The sequence below is a fragment of the Chitinophaga silvisoli genome (assembly GCF_003412465.1).
In the GTDB taxonomy this organism is placed as follows: Bacteria; Bacteroidota; Bacteroidia; order Chitinophagales; family Chitinophagaceae; genus Chitinophaga; species Chitinophaga silvisoli.
The window spans coordinates 96,582-111,957 of record NZ_QTJV01000013.1 but is presented as its reverse complement, the minus strand read 5'-3'; the positions used below and the strand labels follow the sequence as shown (position 1 = coordinate 111,957).

General features: G+C 42.0%; 14 protein-coding genes. 9 read left to right on the top strand and 5 right to left on the bottom strand.

Annotated elements, in window-relative coordinates; translation table 11 throughout:
- Positions 1-67 precede the first annotated feature (67 nt).
- A complete protein-coding gene (locus tag DXN04_RS27970) occupies positions 68-937 on the top strand; it encodes an ABC transporter ATP-binding protein (RefSeq protein WP_116856716.1) in 870 nt (289 codons plus the stop codon).
- Positions 938-993: 56 nt separating this feature from the next.
- On the top strand, positions 994-4,080 hold the full coding sequence (locus tag DXN04_RS27965) for an ABC transporter permease/M1 family aminopeptidase (RefSeq protein ID WP_158569194.1): 3,087 nt from the start codon (positions 994-996) through the stop codon (positions 4,078-4,080).
- A gap of 120 nt (positions 4,081-4,200) precedes the next feature.
- Here the strand turns inward: DXN04_RS27965 and DXN04_RS27960 are convergent, their stop codons facing one another.
- Positions 4,201-5,340 carry a PAS domain-containing sensor histidine kinase gene (locus tag DXN04_RS27960; RefSeq protein ID WP_116856714.1) on the bottom strand — a complete coding sequence of 380 codons (1,140 nt, stop codon included), beginning with the start codon at positions 5,338-5,340 and terminating at the stop codon, positions 4,201-4,203.
- A gap of 233 nt (positions 5,341-5,573) precedes the next feature.
- Between DXN04_RS27960 and DXN04_RS27955 the strand changes: the two genes are divergently transcribed.
- From DXN04_RS27955 to DXN04_RS27945, 3 genes are all read left to right on the top strand, one after another.
- The gene (locus tag DXN04_RS27955) at positions 5,574-6,038 is read left to right on the top strand and encodes a pyridoxamine 5'-phosphate oxidase family protein (RefSeq protein WP_116856713.1); all 465 of its coding nucleotides are present in this window, start codon (positions 5,574-5,576) and stop codon (positions 6,036-6,038) included.
- A gap of 12 nt (positions 6,039-6,050) precedes the next feature.
- Entirely contained in the window at positions 6,051-6,494 is a 444-nt protein-coding gene (locus tag DXN04_RS27950) for a hypothetical protein (RefSeq protein ID WP_116856712.1), read from the top strand.
- A 148-nt stretch (positions 6,495-6,642) separates the two neighbouring features.
- A complete protein-coding gene (locus DXN04_RS27945; RefSeq protein ID WP_116856711.1) occupies positions 6,643-7,698 on the top strand; it encodes a response regulator in 1,056 nt (351 codons plus the stop codon).
- 49 nt (positions 7,699-7,747) lie between these two features.
- Here the strand turns inward: DXN04_RS27945 and DXN04_RS27940 are convergent, their stop codons facing one another.
- The 4 genes from DXN04_RS27940 to DXN04_RS27925 all read right to left on the bottom strand — a co-directional run bounded on the left by DXN04_RS27940 (position 7,748) and on the right by DXN04_RS27925 (position 11,254).
- Entirely contained in the window at positions 7,748-8,596 is an 849-nt protein-coding gene (locus DXN04_RS27940; RefSeq protein ID WP_116856710.1) for a universal stress protein, read from the bottom strand.
- A gap of 12 nt (positions 8,597-8,608) precedes the next feature.
- Positions 8,609-9,652 (bottom strand): zinc-dependent alcohol dehydrogenase family protein, encoded by a 1,044-nt coding sequence (locus DXN04_RS27935; RefSeq protein ID WP_116856709.1) that lies wholly within the window; start codon positions 9,650-9,652, stop codon positions 8,609-8,611.
- 11 nt (positions 9,653-9,663) lie between these two features.
- Positions 9,664-10,068 (bottom strand): response regulator, encoded by a 405-nt coding sequence (locus tag DXN04_RS27930; protein WP_116856708.1) that lies wholly within the window; start codon positions 10,066-10,068, stop codon positions 9,664-9,666.
- Between the two features lie 82 nt (positions 10,069-10,150).
- Complete coding sequence (locus DXN04_RS27925; protein ID WP_116856707.1) at positions 10,151-11,254, bottom strand: site-2 protease family protein; 1,104 nt, start codon at positions 11,252-11,254, stop codon at positions 10,151-10,153.
- Between the two features lie 242 nt (positions 11,255-11,496).
- On the opposite strand from DXN04_RS27925, the gene DXN04_RS27920 reads away from it, so the two are divergent.
- From DXN04_RS27920 to DXN04_RS27905, 4 genes are all read left to right on the top strand, one after another.
- Positions 11,497-12,318 (top strand): adenine nucleotide alpha hydrolase family protein, encoded by an 822-nt coding sequence (locus tag DXN04_RS27920; RefSeq protein WP_116856706.1) that lies wholly within the window; start codon positions 11,497-11,499, stop codon positions 12,316-12,318.
- Positions 12,319-12,360: 42 nt separating this feature from the next.
- Positions 12,361-13,746, top strand: a complete 1,386-nt coding sequence (locus tag DXN04_RS27915) for a L,D-transpeptidase family protein (protein ID WP_158569192.1) — start codon at positions 12,361-12,363, stop codon at positions 13,744-13,746.
- A gap of 69 nt (positions 13,747-13,815) precedes the next feature.
- Positions 13,816-14,769 (top strand): 1-phosphofructokinase family hexose kinase, encoded by a 954-nt coding sequence (locus tag DXN04_RS27910; protein ID WP_116856704.1) that lies wholly within the window; start codon positions 13,816-13,818, stop codon positions 14,767-14,769.
- Positions 14,770-14,910: 141 nt separating this feature from the next.
- Positions 14,911-15,342: an Hsp20/alpha crystallin family protein gene (locus DXN04_RS27905; RefSeq protein ID WP_116856703.1), complete on the top strand. Its 432-nt coding sequence runs from the start codon at positions 14,911-14,913 to the stop codon at positions 15,340-15,342.
- Positions 15,343-15,376 lie beyond the last annotated feature (34 nt).

Here is a 15,376-nt window from a genome sequence, read left to right as displayed (position 1 = left end):
TCAAAGCCTAATTACATCCTCTCCATGAGCAGGACAGGATATCGCTTTTCTAAAACTTCTTCAATTTATGAATGCCTTATCGATTAAAAATTTAAGCAAAGTATATAGCAGCGGGGTAATAGCCTATGAAAATATATCCCTGGATCTCAACGATGGTATGTTTGGCCTGCTGGGTCCAAATGGTGCCGGCAAATCATCATTTATGAAAACAATTGCCGGGTTACTAAAACCGGATCAGGGACAAATTCTTTTTAACGGACAGGACGTGATTAAACATCCTGAAAATATAAAAAAGCAGCTGGGTTTTTTACCGCAGGATTTTGGTGTTTATCCCAAAGTGTCTGCCTATGAACTTTTAACGCACATTGCTATACTAAAGGGACTTATCCACGCTGGCACACGTAAGGAACAGGTATTGGCATTGCTGGACAAAACCAATCTTTATGCAGAACGCAACAAGGAAGTACATACCTTTTCTGGCGGTATGCGGCAACGGTTTGGTGTGGCACAGGCATTGCTTGGCGATCCAAAAATTCTTATAGTCGATGAACCAGCCGCGGGCCTGGATCCTGAAGAACGTCACCGCTTAAATAACTTGCTTAGTGAAATTGGTGAGAACAAAGTCGTCATACTGGCAACTCATCTGGTTGAAGATATAAAAGACCTTTGCACAGCAATGGCAGTCCTGTTCAAGGGGCGGATAATAGCCCAGGGAAACCCAGCTGATTTTATACGGATCCTTCAAGGTAAAATCTGGCAGCTAACTATAAATAAACAAGATCTCCCTTACTACCAGGAACATTACAAAATTCTGTCTGCGCGCCTGGCAAGTGGCAAACTATCTCTCCATATATACGCAACAACTAACCCGGGAAGTGGTTTTCACCAAATAGAACCATCGTTAGAGGATGTGTACTTCAACCTGTCTTTGTCATGAAGCATTTATTAAAGTTTGAATTGCGCGCTTGTTTCAGGCGACCAGAAACTTATATAATGTTAATAATATTGTCAGTATCTGGTTTTCTTATCGGCTATAAACAACTTACTTTTAATACAACTGCCGATATACTGGTAAATTCACCTTATGCTATCAGTAGTATGGTCGGTCTTTTAAGTTTAACAGGCATTTTTACTACTACCATCGTAGCCGCATTTACATTATTTCAGGAAGCTGACGCATATTTTAGTCAAATTCTTTATACCACTCCTTTGACTAAGTCACAATACCTAATCACTCGCTTCTCGCCTGTGTTTGGCATTGGAACACTGTTGCTTATAGTAACAATTGCCGGATATATGGCAGGGCAAATTGCCTGTCCGGATAAAGTTGCTTATGGTGTCTTTCAGCTAAAAGCGTATTTGCAACCACTCATCCTCATCGCACTACCGAATCTTTTTCTTTGCACCTCTTTTGTATGCGGTATGGGCTGGCTCACAAAAAATAAGTTGATGGTATACTGTGCAGGGCTCTTTCTATATATCACCTATATGGTCCTGCTGATGTATTCCGGTTCTCCCTTACTGGCTGGAGCTTTGCCACAATCGGCAGGTGCAATGTCAATTGCAGCAATATTAGATCCATTTGGTTTGTCTGCCTTTTATGAGCAAACCAATCCGTGGGTGCTTGAGCAAAAAAACAGGCAATATATTACACTCACCGGCAATCTTTTACTTAACAGGATTATTTATTTAGCTATAGGCATTGTGTTACTGATGATTGTATGGAAGTTTTTGAGTTTGTCACTAAGTATTAAACAAGGGAAGCGGAGACCAATAGAACTATTACATAACGATACATTCAGATTTCAACCTGTTTTAACTGTCACCAATAGAAATTATTATCGCCTGCTTACCTTGAAAAGCAGGGTCTGGATGGACCTTAAATGGATACTTAAAAGTATGCCGTTTACATTGATTGTTGTGGCACTTGTTTTCTTCATGTCTATGGAGTTTTATGATGGAATAGACCGGGGGATCCGTTTGCCGGAACAATATGTAACAACGGGCCTGTTAGCTAACCGGATATTATATGACCTGCCTGGAATACTGCTATTGGTGTCTTTATTTTATACAGGTGAATTATACTGGCGAAGTACTGAGAGCAGGTTCAATCTGATAGAAGATAGTACACCTGCAGGCAGGAGACTCGGCTTTGCGGCTGCCTGGATGTCGCTATCCCTGGTGATTTTTATATTTACCTTACTCATCATCATAAACGGTATTATCTTTCAGATTGTGTATCAGTACTTATATATTGATTGGGAGGTATATGCAACTTTATTGGGACTGATTGTTACTCCACTGATCTTGTGTGTTGGAATTACATTATGGGTACATAAAGTGATTCCATTCAAATGGATCGCATTTTCTGTCAGTGTTTTATTAATTTATTTGCTGACGGGTAAATTGGGTAAGTCGATAGGAATCACTCATCCCTTACTTCGTTTTGCCGAAGCTTATGTAGGAAAATATAGTGAGATGAATGGTTGGGACAACTACATTGCAGCATTCTTATGGAAAATGATTTTTGGTTTCAGTATTATCCTGGTTTTTCATCTCCGGAGCCGGACGTTTAGGATTATTGCAGTCCTGGTCTGTTTGGCTTCAGGTATCTTTATCTACCTCCATTATCCATCGCTTCCCGGGAAGAATAAGCTGGACTGGCAGCAGTCTTATGAGCAAAATTATCGCAGATATAATCAGCTGGTACAACCAGCCATAACGCATGTTTCAGCTAATGTAGAACTTTATCCGGGGGATAACAGGTACAGTGTAAATGCGGTATACTTTATACAAAATACAAGCAATAAATCTATAGATAGTATTCTTGTCAATTTTGAAGAGGAGGTATCCGTGGATCAGGCATATCTTATTGCAAACAGAGAAAAGGTGTTCTTCCGGGGGAAAAAGGGGTTCCTGCTACTTCGAAATGCTTTACAACCAGGAGATACCGCATCCTTCCATTTTTCTTTCAATTACCACTGGAACCCATTTGTAGGTCATAAAGCATTTAATGCCATTGTACAAAATGGAAGTTTCATCCGGCTAAGTAATTACTTCCCTGTTTTTGGCTACAGATCAGACCTGGAGATATATAGCCCTGTTGAAAGAAGAAAAAGGAGATTAGGGATGCCTACTCCATTGGAGCAACTGGGGCAAAGCGGACTGGATACCCGGGACTTCATTACGCTTGATCTGAAAATTGGAACAGCGGCCGGACAGACAGCCATTGGAATAGGAGAGCTGAGGGGTACCTGGTCTTCCGGGCATCGTAATTATTTTAGTTACTATGCCACATCCCCGGTACCTTTCCGTTTTGGGATATCCTCTGCCGCCTATAAAGTGCAAAGGCTTCATTACAAAGGGGTAAATGTAGAAGTGTACTATTACCCCCGTCATTACGAAAACGTCCAACGTCTTTTAACTGACGCTGCCGGTACATTGGATTATTGCAGGAAGAATTTCGGAACTTATCCTTTTAACACTATACGTTTTGCCGAAGTATCGCAATTTACAACTGGTTTTGCAGGCAGCTCTTACCCGGGTACAATATTCATGACTGAAAATATGATTTTTCATACAAATCTTGCAGGCGACAGAAAGCAGGATGTTATTAATGAACTGGCCGGGCATGAACTGTCGCATCAATGGTGGGGTGCAAATCAGTTGGTCCCAGATGATAGGGAAGGCGCAAAAATGCTGACCGAAACGCTTGCGATGTATACGGAACTAATGATGGCAAAACATACGACCGGGATGCAAAGTGTTATAGATAAAGTAGCCATGCACAGGCAGATCTACTATAGTGAAAGAGGATTTTCGCAGGAAGAACCATTATATAAAGTCAATCCTGACAATACACATCTCTATTACTCAAAAGGACTTGTGGTAATGTATAATTTAAGCGAACTGATAGGTGAAGAGAGGGTCAATACAGCATTGAATCATTTTTTAAAGAAACATATTTATCCCAATCCTGTTCCCGTGACAACGAGTTTACTCGAAGAACTCTATAAAGTAAGCAATCCATTAGAAAAACAGAAAATTGACAGCCTGTTTAAGATGGTTACTAAAATTTAAATATAGTCTTAATTAAAAAGCAAAAACCGCAATAAAGGGGTTTTTGCTTTTTAGCAGACTACGATGGATAGGTTTCTATTGCGCTTTGCAATATATTCCGATTGGTCCCGGGTAGCATTTTTACGAATTAAACCGCTCAAAACGCACAATAAAAGTCGTCCCTTTCCCTTCCACACTCTCAAACGTGATACTCCCCTTCAGCAACTTCACATAACTCGCTATAATACTCAATCCCAATCCCGTACCCTGGATATTCATAGAATTTGCGGCCCTGTAAAACCTGTCAAAAATATTCGCCTGTGCCTCTGCAGGAATCCCTATGCCTTCATCCACGACCCTGATTTCCAGTTCCGTATCCGTACATACACTGAACAGGTGAACATTCTTATTCTTAGGCGAAAACTTCACTGCGTTTGACAGGAGGTTGGTAATAATATGTCTCAGCAGCACAACATCTGTATATAGGTTGGTCTCTCCGGTATGCTGGTAAACTACCGTTTGCCCAGGGCTCGTAAGAGGACTGATTTCTTCAGTGATATTAGTAAGGTAATCTGCAATGCTGACTTCAGCATAAGAAGGTTCAATCTTGCCTTCTTCAATTTTTTCAATAGAAAGGAAATTGTTGAGGATGCCGGTTAACACACTGACGGAACTTTTTATTTTATTGACATGTTTTTCCTGTTGTTCAAAGTTCCCTATTTGCCCGTATTGCGATATCAGGTAAGAGGAAGAAAGAATGGCGCTCAATGGAATTCTGAACTCATGCGAGGCCATCGAGACGAATTTCGTCTTCAGCTCGTTCAACTGCATTTCCCGCAGTAGATTGACTTCCATGATCAGGTCTTTGGCCTTTGCTTCCAGGAGTTCGGATTCTGCTTTTTTGCGCAGGGTGATGTCATTTACAAAGGCCGTGATATATTTGTGCCCGTTTTGATAATGTGGACTCAGGCTCACCTCCACAAAGAAGATTTCGCCATTTTTCTTAATAGCTTCAAATTCTTTGCCATGGCCCATCATTCTTTTTTCTGGTTTGGATGTGTAATGAGCCCTTTGGGCGGCATGGTCCGCATGATACCTGCTTGGAACCAGTACCTCAATCTTTCGGCCTTCCAATTCGCTCTGTTCATAAGCAAACATTTTTAGCAAAAATGGATTTGCCTTTACGATATAACCTTCTTCATCCGTTACCATGATTCCAACGGAAGCATGATTGAACAATGCATTTAAATCTAATTCCGGAGTAGAACTAAAAACATTCATAACAAGTTGCGTTTAAATATAAAGGCTGGTTTTGAAGGAAAATGAAAGATAGAATTATTAGTTTAGCTATAATTTGAATATATGGTTCGTTTCAAAAGCAAAAAATCAGCACCAAATTAGAAAATTTTATTTCATTTTGATAATTCATAGGGGAAAATATCATTTTTCCTTATGATCAATGTTAATGTTATTCGGCCCGAATCAGACTAACTTATGACTCTAAACATAGGGTTATGATAGGGAAATTATCTGACCGGCAAATGCAAAGTATCCTGCAGCAGAATATGATGGGGAGAATAGGCTGCAGTAGCAATTCCAGGGTCCTGGTAGTGCCCGTATGTTATGCCTACAACGGGAAGGCCATCATCGCTCATTCTGCGGAAGGGATGAAAATTAATATGATGCGAAACCATCCCCAGGTTTGTTTTGAAGTAGATGTTATTACAAGTTTGACCCACTGGGAAAGCGTCATCATCTGGGGACAATACCAGGAGATCCTGGACGAAAAAGAACGGTTTTACTCAATGAAATACCTCATGAGCAGGTTGCTGCAGTACACTGAAACAGAAAAAGTACATCATCTTCAACCCGTGCAGGAGGGAGCCGATTATGGGCATTTTAACTCAAATATCCGGCCTGTGATTTACCGGATTACCATTGAGGAAATGACTGGGAGATATGAGCATGGAGATCTATAATCAACGATTTTTATGAGAGGGAATTTGTTTTCAACGGCATACCTGGTTTCTAATGCGGGAGCATTATTAATTTTACTAATTAGCATCTGGTTTAAAAGAACGGGCCGGGTTATTATTGGATGCATATTTTTAACCGCGGCACTGGTCAATGCCTGGCAGGCTGTTTACAGACCGGAAGCATATAATATCTATGAATGGCTGGCCGCGCTTCCTGTTTATGAATACCTGATTGGACAGGTGTTCCTGGTACATATTACCCTGTATATTCTTATTTTGATGGTCTTACAGCTTTTTATAGGATTGGGCATCCTTTACAAAAACAGGGTAGCATGGCTGCTGGCAATTATTTACCTCCTGGCACTTGCGCCTCTTGGAGCCGGATCTTCCTTCCCCTGCACCCTTATCCTGGCAATAGCGTGTTTTATACACTTAAAAAAAGAAAAAATACCCTTGTAGTTTGAATCATTTTTCAACTATTAAAAAAAAACACCTGTTCAAATAGAATAGTATTTCTACATATCCCTGATTTTTAGTAAATTAAACTATCATTTCGCACCTACAATCTATACACCACATTATTTACCCTGCGCAATTCCAAACCGCTATGGCTACAATACTCGTTATTGAAGATAACCAGGCAATCAGAGAGAATATAGTTGAAATACTGGAAATGGCAGACTACCATGTACTAGAGGCTGCCGATGGAAAACAAGGTTTACTGTTAGCTGAATCACAACATCCGGACCTGATCGTATGTGACTTGTCATTGCCTATTCTTGACGGGTTCGTTGTGCTCCAAATGCTCAACAGAGATGACAAACCCTGCAAAGTTCCCTTTATTTTACTCACCGCCCGGGCGGAAAGAGCCGAAATCCGCAAGGGAATGGATATGGGAGCTGATGACTATATTACCAAGCCCTTTAATCCCTCGGAGTTGCTAAGTTCTATAGAATGCCAGCTCAGGAAATCGTCTCATGCCAAAATAAGCAGTGTCAAGGTGCAGCCCCCTGGCCCCATCCAGGATCCTGCCCAGGAAGCGGAGCCATTTAAAAACCTCATTAAGGACCGGAATATAAAAACCATTAAGAGTAAACAAATTATTTACCAGGAAGGCAATCATCCTTCCTACCTTTATTTTATCCTGAAAGGGATGGTGAAAACCTATAAAATTGATGAAGACGGGAAAGAGTTCATCTCGGGATTGTTTAATGAAGGAGATTTTCTGGGATATATACCGGTACTGGAAAAGACCCGCTACAGCGACACTGCGGAAGCCATCGGTCAGGTGGTACTGGCGATTATTCCTATAGAAGATTTTGAAGAATTGACAGTTGCCAATAAGCATGCGAGAGAACAGATTATCCGGATGCTGACACATTCTATCGAAGAAAAGGAGGTACAGTTATTAAGAGTGGCCTACGATTCACTGAGGAAAAGGGCCGCAGATACTTTACTCACGGTTTTTAATAAATATAATATAGGCGGCGATAGTAATGTCGGGATTAAATTCAGCAGGGGAAACCTCGCCGCACTTGCCGGCGTTGCGAAAGAATCTTTCGCACGTACCCTGGCTGATTTCAGGGATGAGCATTTAATAGATATCAGGAATGGGGTTATTTACCTGCTGGACATTGGCAAGCTTAATCAATTGAGTAATTAAAAGCAACATTCGCCGGAAATAAAAAAGGGGAGGTTGCCCTCCCCACTTATCAGGAATGAAGAGAAGGATGTGTAATAAACACCGGTCCTTTCAGATTACGTATAATATTGTCAGCACTGCTGCTGTTAAAAAACCTTGATACCCTGCTACGCCCATATGCTCCAAAAGTACCAATGAGGTCTGTCCTCGTATCCAGGTAAGCCTGGATCGCTTTATCCGGCTGGCCAGTCAATATCTTATAAGTAAGATGCGCATTATACGTCTTCAGGTACGCCTGCAGCTGCTCTTTGTGAGGGATCGTTTTCTCCTCTTTCTCACATACATACACAATCTCACAATGCCTGTTGATCAGTTCAGGAAATAAGGCTGTAAATGCTTTAATTGCATACATTGAAGAATAAGTGCCGTTGTAACAAAACGCTACTCCATCTATCTTATGCACATCTTCAGATAATACCATGACAGGACACTGCGCGCTTGTCAGCATATTTTTTACGAACCCGCTGGGATTGGTATCATACAAATAGGGGAAGGAGAGGGCTTTTCCTATGATCAGCAGATCTGCAAAACGACTTTCATTGATCACTTCATCTTCAGCAATACCCCGGATGTTTTTGATGGTACAAGCGATGTTTTTATCCCTGCACGCTTTCTTCAACGCGATATAATTGTCTTCTATCAGCTCCTTTTTTTCATGCTCACTTTCCCGTAATTTCTGGTAATAGCCGCCGGCAAGGCCTTCCATGCCTGCTGCTGACAAGAGCTGGTTTGCACTCTTTGTATCTTCCAGCATCAATATCGTCAGACTATGATCCTGCAAAGACGTAATTGTGGTGATCGCATCTACCTGCTGTGCTGTAAAATTAACAGCATCGATGACTGCAATAATCTTTTTCATTATATGAGCGTTTTAATATTCATTACTAATAATTACTTTCAATGCCTTTTCTTTGGCAGCGTTGCCAAAAGTGCTGTATGCTGTTTCTATTTCTGAAAATTTAAACCGGTGTGTGATAAAAGATGCCGGGTCCAGTTTTTTACTGCTTACGGTCTTCAGCAGCATAGGTGTGGTACAGGTATCAACCAGGCGGGTTGTAATAGTGATGTTTTTTGACCACAGGTCCTCGAGTGCCAGGGATACGGATTTACCATGCACTCCTATATTGGCCACCTTGCCACCGGGCCTTATCAGGCGGGTACATAATTCGAAAGTGGCCGGTATGCCTACCGCTTCCATGGCAGTATCTACCCCCTCGTATTCAGTAAGGGCCATTACTGTTTCTATCACATTTTCCTCACTGCTGTTAATGGCATGTGTGGCCCCCATTTTTTTTGCTACTTCCAGGCGGTGCTTATCTGTATCAATCATAATAATGGTAGCTGGTGAAAAGAACTGTGCAGTTGTAAGTGCTGCCAGTCCTATTGGTCCTGCACCTACGATTGCCACCGCAGTTCCCGGTTGCACCTGGCCGTTGAGTACCCCGCATTCGTAAGCGGTAGGCAGGATGTCGCTGAGCATCACCAGGGATTCCTCATGGGTATCTGCCGGTATATGGTACAAACTTGTATCCGCGTAGGGAATCCTGACATACTCAGCCTGTGTGCCATCTATCAGGTGGCCAAGGATCCAGCCTCCTTCATGGCAGTGAGAGTACATACCCTTTCGGCAATATTCACACTTACCGCAGCTGGTAATACAGGAGATGAGTACATGGTCTCCCTTTTTAAAATTGGTGACAGCATTGCCTGTTTCCTCCACGATACCGATGCCCTCATGCCCCAATGTAAGACCATAAGGCACTTCCTTTACATCGCCCTTAAGTATATGTAGGTCTGTACCACAGATGGTGGTTTTTAATATTTTAATAATTGCATCCGTAGGTGCAATGAGCCCTGGTTGAGGTTTCTCTTCCAGGGATACCTGACCGATACTTTTATAAACAAGTGCTTTCATAACTAAAGTTTTTATATGATATATCCCAGCATATTGGCTGCTAACTGGGAATATCCCGAGATGTTATATGGTTTCTCATAATAGTTGCTTGCGCCATTGCTGATACATTCGTTCCTGGTATTGAGGTCGCCGGCAGTACTCCAGACCAGTTTTGGAATGTCCTGCAGACAATGCAATGCATTTAATTTTTTTAAAACCTCTGCACCGGTATAAAATGGCATATTGTAATCAAGGATAATAAGGCAAGGTTTGTCAGCATTGTAATTTATATCAATGCTTTTCATCAGATCCATTCCATTTTCAAACACCTGCATAGTAATGCCCGGGTTAATCTGATGTATAGCTGCTACCAATATTTCCTGGTCATCCGAATCATCCTCCACGAGATAAACAAGCTTACTTTCTTCGTTTTTCATTGTGGTATATTTAAGATGAAAGATTTGTCTGGGTCCTGTATTCACTCATGTCAAACTTGTCCGTGCAGCAGGAATAAAAATGTTATAGGGCCTGCTTTGTTTGGTTCGTCATGGCATGATTCAGCAGGAAACTTATAATATGGTCCCTGCTGGTGACTCCAATCATTTTTTTATTTGCAGTCATCACGGGCATTATCAGGTCCGCCCTGGCCGGCAGTCGGCTCCACACATCTGTTAGCTTACTGTCTGCAGACAGGAAAGACAAATCCGGAATGATGAGTTTTTTTAAAACCATTTTTTCTTCACGGTTCATTAGTGCACGCAGGATTGTTTCCTTGTCCAGGACACCTATCATTTCTCCATTATCTGTCAATACATAATACCTGTCATTGTCGCTGCACAGTGTGTCAAGTATTTCCTGCCGCGTCGCAGCTGCATGTATTGTTTTGAAGTCCTGCGATATAACATCCGATATCGTTTCGTCTCTCAGCAATGAAGCCAGGAGATAGTTATTCTTCTCAACTGTTGACATCAACAGGAGGAAACAGCCGTAAATAATCAGCAGGAGATTGCCTGTTATTAATCCGACTATGGTCAATACAAGGCTCATTACCCTGCTGATAGATAAAATTGCCCGGAAGGCAGTAGATGGTTTGAGAATAAGTGCCAGGATCCCTTTTAATATTTTTCCCCCATCCAAAGGCAGTATAGGTAACAGGTTTAACAGTGCAAGAATTACATTAATGTTATATAAGAAATGAAAAAAGTTAGCCGGATGTACATTGCCTGCTATCTCGGTTAACTTCCAGAACACTGTTCCGGTTGGCAACAATGGAATCATTAGCAGGGCGATAATTACGTTTACTAGGGGACCTGCCATACTGATGATTATTTCCTGCCGGGGAAGAGCTGGCTGTTTTTCAAAAAATGTCAGACCACCTATAGGCAGGAGCTGGATTTCCCGGATGGGAACCTGGTAAAATTGAGCGGCTAAGGCATGCCCCAGTTCATGCAGCAATACGCAAAGGAATACCGCCAATAATTCACCGATGCTGACAAAAGCTATATTTAAAGGCTCCCTTGCTATTACCAGCATAAGAATTACCCAGGCAATAAATACCAGAAATGTCCAATGTAGCTGAATCGGAATTCCTTTGATGAAAAATATTTTTAATGAATTTTTCATATGGAATTTTTTTAATCTTAACGAAAGGAATAATTAGGTTCCAGTCAGTTGGGGTAATCCTCTACCTGAAGTTACCCCTACTAAGTTCCCCAAATCAATGACATCTGTCATAGTATTCATTGATTTCACGTCCATATCCAATATGAATATCAGAACCTCGCATGATGAAAGTCATTTTTGAAGGCTGGCGATCTTCGGAAATTTAATTGTTCCCCAATTATTCATCTTTTAATACCACAGCCATGAGGAAAATAATAATTGCCTACGACGGCACACATTATTCCAATGGAGCATTTGAACTGGCTAAAAGGTTAAATGAAAGTGAAAAGATATTATTGATCGGCGTTTTTTTACCAGCTTTTGATTTTACTGAACTGAATTATGTATTGGGTGGAGGAGGTATGTACATGCCTGTACAAATGGAAATAGACCAAAATAAGGTAGCAGAAAATATCGAAAAATTCGAATATGAGTGTAACCGGAATAATATTGAGTTCCGTGTACACCAGGATAATTCTCCCTATACATTACAAAAGCTCCAGAAGGAAACCAGGTTTGCAGACCTGATGATCATCGGCAGTCAGCAGTTTTATGACTACCTGCAGCAGGACGTGGCAGATGAATTTATGCGCGACATCCTGCACGATGCCGAATGCCCGGTAATTGTCGCCCCGGAAAGATTTGAGTTTCCCGAAAATATCATCCTTGCTTATGATGGCACCCAGTCCGCTGTATTTGCCATTAAAATGTTTGCCTATCTATTCGGTGATTTGTGTAAGGTAAACACTACCCTGGTGTATGCCTGCCGCAGGTCTCATAAGTCACTGCCGGATGAGGACTACATCAAAGAACTGGCTGCCCGTCATTTCAGTTCACTTACTTTCCAGGAGCTGGAACTCTATAAATTAGATTACTTCCACACATGGATGGCAGATATCAAAAATCCCATCCTTGTAACCGGTGCATTTGGTCGTTCCGGCTGGTCCGATATTTTTAAAAAGAGTTTTTGTATCAGCGATATATACGAGAATAAATATCCTGTTTTTATCGCGCACCACGCTTGAGCTATGAAACATTGGTTTTTTATAACTGTCTTTTTTTTATGCATGTTTTCGCCTGCAAAGGCGCAACATATACCCTGGCTATCTGATACCTCCAACCGGCAAATAATCTGTCAGTTATTTGCCGGGGCTTCCCGGTATGGCCTTGATGAAAAGGATTATGCTTATAAAACCATTCTACTGCTCAATTCTAATATACATACATTGGATACTTTGGGCATTGAGCAGGAACTGACCAATGCAGCAGTCTCCTTTTTTACAGATATAGCTTTCGGCAAACAGGAAAACCGTGTTTCCTACAACGGGATCAATTACCACCCTAACAGTTTAAATATAGCAGACAGTCTCCTGGGGGCAATTCACACTGGTAGTTTAGCAGCTTTGCCTGAAAAACTTGAACCCCATCATACAATTTACAGGGAGCTGAAAAAACAGCTGGCGGTCATGGAGCTTAATAAAGACCTGGCTTGTCCGCCCATTACCAGTGAGGCGCTGGACAGTAACAACCATCCGCTGATAGAAAAGTTATCCCAGCTGGGAATCACAGATACGCTTGATTATGGAATGGATGAAGATTCACTCAGGATTAAACTCAGGATCGCACAGCGGATGTTCGAAATGATGGAAGATGGAAAGATCCGGGAAGGCATTCTTGAAGAATTAAATATACCCGTGCAGAAGCGCCTGTATGAAGTAAAGCATGCACTTAATACCTGGCGATGGCTGAACAGCGTGCAACAGGAGCAGGGAGTGATCATTGTAAATATTCCTGCTGCTAACCTTTTTTATATGTACAGGGATTCCGTGCTGTTTTACACCCGATGCATAGTAGGAAAACCGGCAACGCCCACCACACCACTCGTGAGCCAGGTACACGAGGTGATCCTGTTTCCGTATTGGAATGTACCGCATGATATAGCTGTCAAAGAATTGCTGCCGGCTATCAAAAGTGCGCCGCTGGAATACCTTGATTATGGCAATTACCAGGTACTGGACAAGAACGGTAAAGTGCTGGATCCTTCCTCCATACATTGGCAACAGCTGAACCGGGATAATTTTCCATATAAAATACGTCAATTATTTGGGTGTGATAATGCCCTTGGTATAATCAAACTTAACTTTTTCAGTCCATATAGTACCTATCTGCATGATACGCCCAATAAAAGCTATTTCCTTTTTAATGGCAGGTATTTCAGCCACGGATGTATTCGTGTGGAAAATGTGGATGAATTGGCAGAAATGCTGGAACCCGGCGTGCATCCATACCTGGCAGATACACCTGCCAATGTATGCGACCTTGCAGCTGACAAAGGGCAACTCATTTTTCCACTGAAAAAAAAAGTTCCCCTATTTATCCTTTACGAGGTGGCCTGGCCCGGCAGCAACGGAGCGACCAGGTTCTATGAAGATATCTACAACAAAGTAAAATGAAGACGATAGGCAAGTCACCAGTATAACAACAATTTTAGAATAATTTTTTGAGCAACTAAAACCAGTGTTATGAACCGTATCATCACCTTCACCTTCAACCCGGCAATTGATAAAAGCACTACCATAGGTCACCTGGTGCCTGAAAAAAAGTTGGCCTGTTCTCAGCCGGTATTTGAACCGGGAGGAGGAGGTATAAATGTGTCCAGAGCTATCAGGAACCTGGGCGAACATTCAACCGCCGTTTATTTATCAGGCGGGTATACAGGTCGCTTCTTTTCCTCACTTGTAGAAAAAGAACACCTTGATTTTATCAACGTGACTATCAGCGGCAAGACGAGGGAGAACCTGGTGGTCCTGGATCTTTCCACCAGGCAACAATATCGTTTTGGCATGCCGGGACCAACCGTGAGTGAAAAAGAATGGCAACCCTGCCTGGAAATTATCAACAAATGTGCGGCGGATGATTATATCGTGGTAAGTGGAAGTCTGCCACCAGGCATGCCACCTGAAGTAATGGGAGAGATTGCTGCCATTGTCAAAAAAAGAAGGGCAAAACTGGTGGTGGATATTGCAGGCAAGGCACTGGAATGTGCCCTGAAAGAAGGCGTATACCTGATTAAACCTAACCTCACAGAATTAGGTGCCTATGCAGGCAATGAACATATTACTGAGCCGGACGTATACCAGGCGGCCCGGCAGATTATCAACCGGGGCCAAAGTGCGGTTGTGGTGGTATCCCTGGGAGCATCAGGCTGTATCCTGGTAACCAAAGATGAACAGGTAATGATTCCTGCTCCGCTTGTTAAGCCATTAAGTACTGTAGGTGCCGGCGATTCCATGCTGGCTGGTATCGTACTCCGACTTTCAAAAGGAGCCGGTTTCCTGGGCGCTGTACGTTATGGCATCGCCTGTGGTACAGCTGCCACCTTACATCCGGGCACTGCTTTGTGTCAAAAAGAAGATGTTGAAAAATTATACCAGCAGGTACTTAACAATGCTTCAGTAACAATGGCAACATGGTGATGAAAATCAATTTTTGATGTACTCCTGATCATTGTTTTCAGTATGAAACACATCGTATATTCATATCGTAAAAATGGCCCTGAATTTTAGAAAGTATAATCCCAATATTCTTCACTAATTATTAAAAACAAGGAGGTAACTATGTCTAAGGAATTAACCAAGGCAACTTCCATTCTGCCTTCCGTATTCGATGATTATTTTAAACCCTGGAAAGATCTGTTTGACTTCAATGGCGGAAGAACTATTACCGCTACCGTTCCTGCTGTAAATATTACAGAAGAAAAGGATCAGTTTAAGCTGACTGTGGCTGCGCCGGGAATGGACAAAGATGATTTCAGAATCGACATTGACAATGATGTACTCACCATCAGTGCAGAAACTGAAGAAGAGGAAGAAACCCCGACCAGACAGGAATACAATTACAGCAGCTTTTCCCGGAGCTTCAGACTGCCGGCAATCGTAGTCAAAGACAAAGTGGAAGCTAAATACAAAGATGGTATCCTGAAGTTATACCTGCCAAAGACCGAAGAAGCCCGTAAAGCAAATGGGACCAAACACGTAGTCATTCAGTAGTAGGATGAAGGATGAAGTTGTATCGGCAATAAAT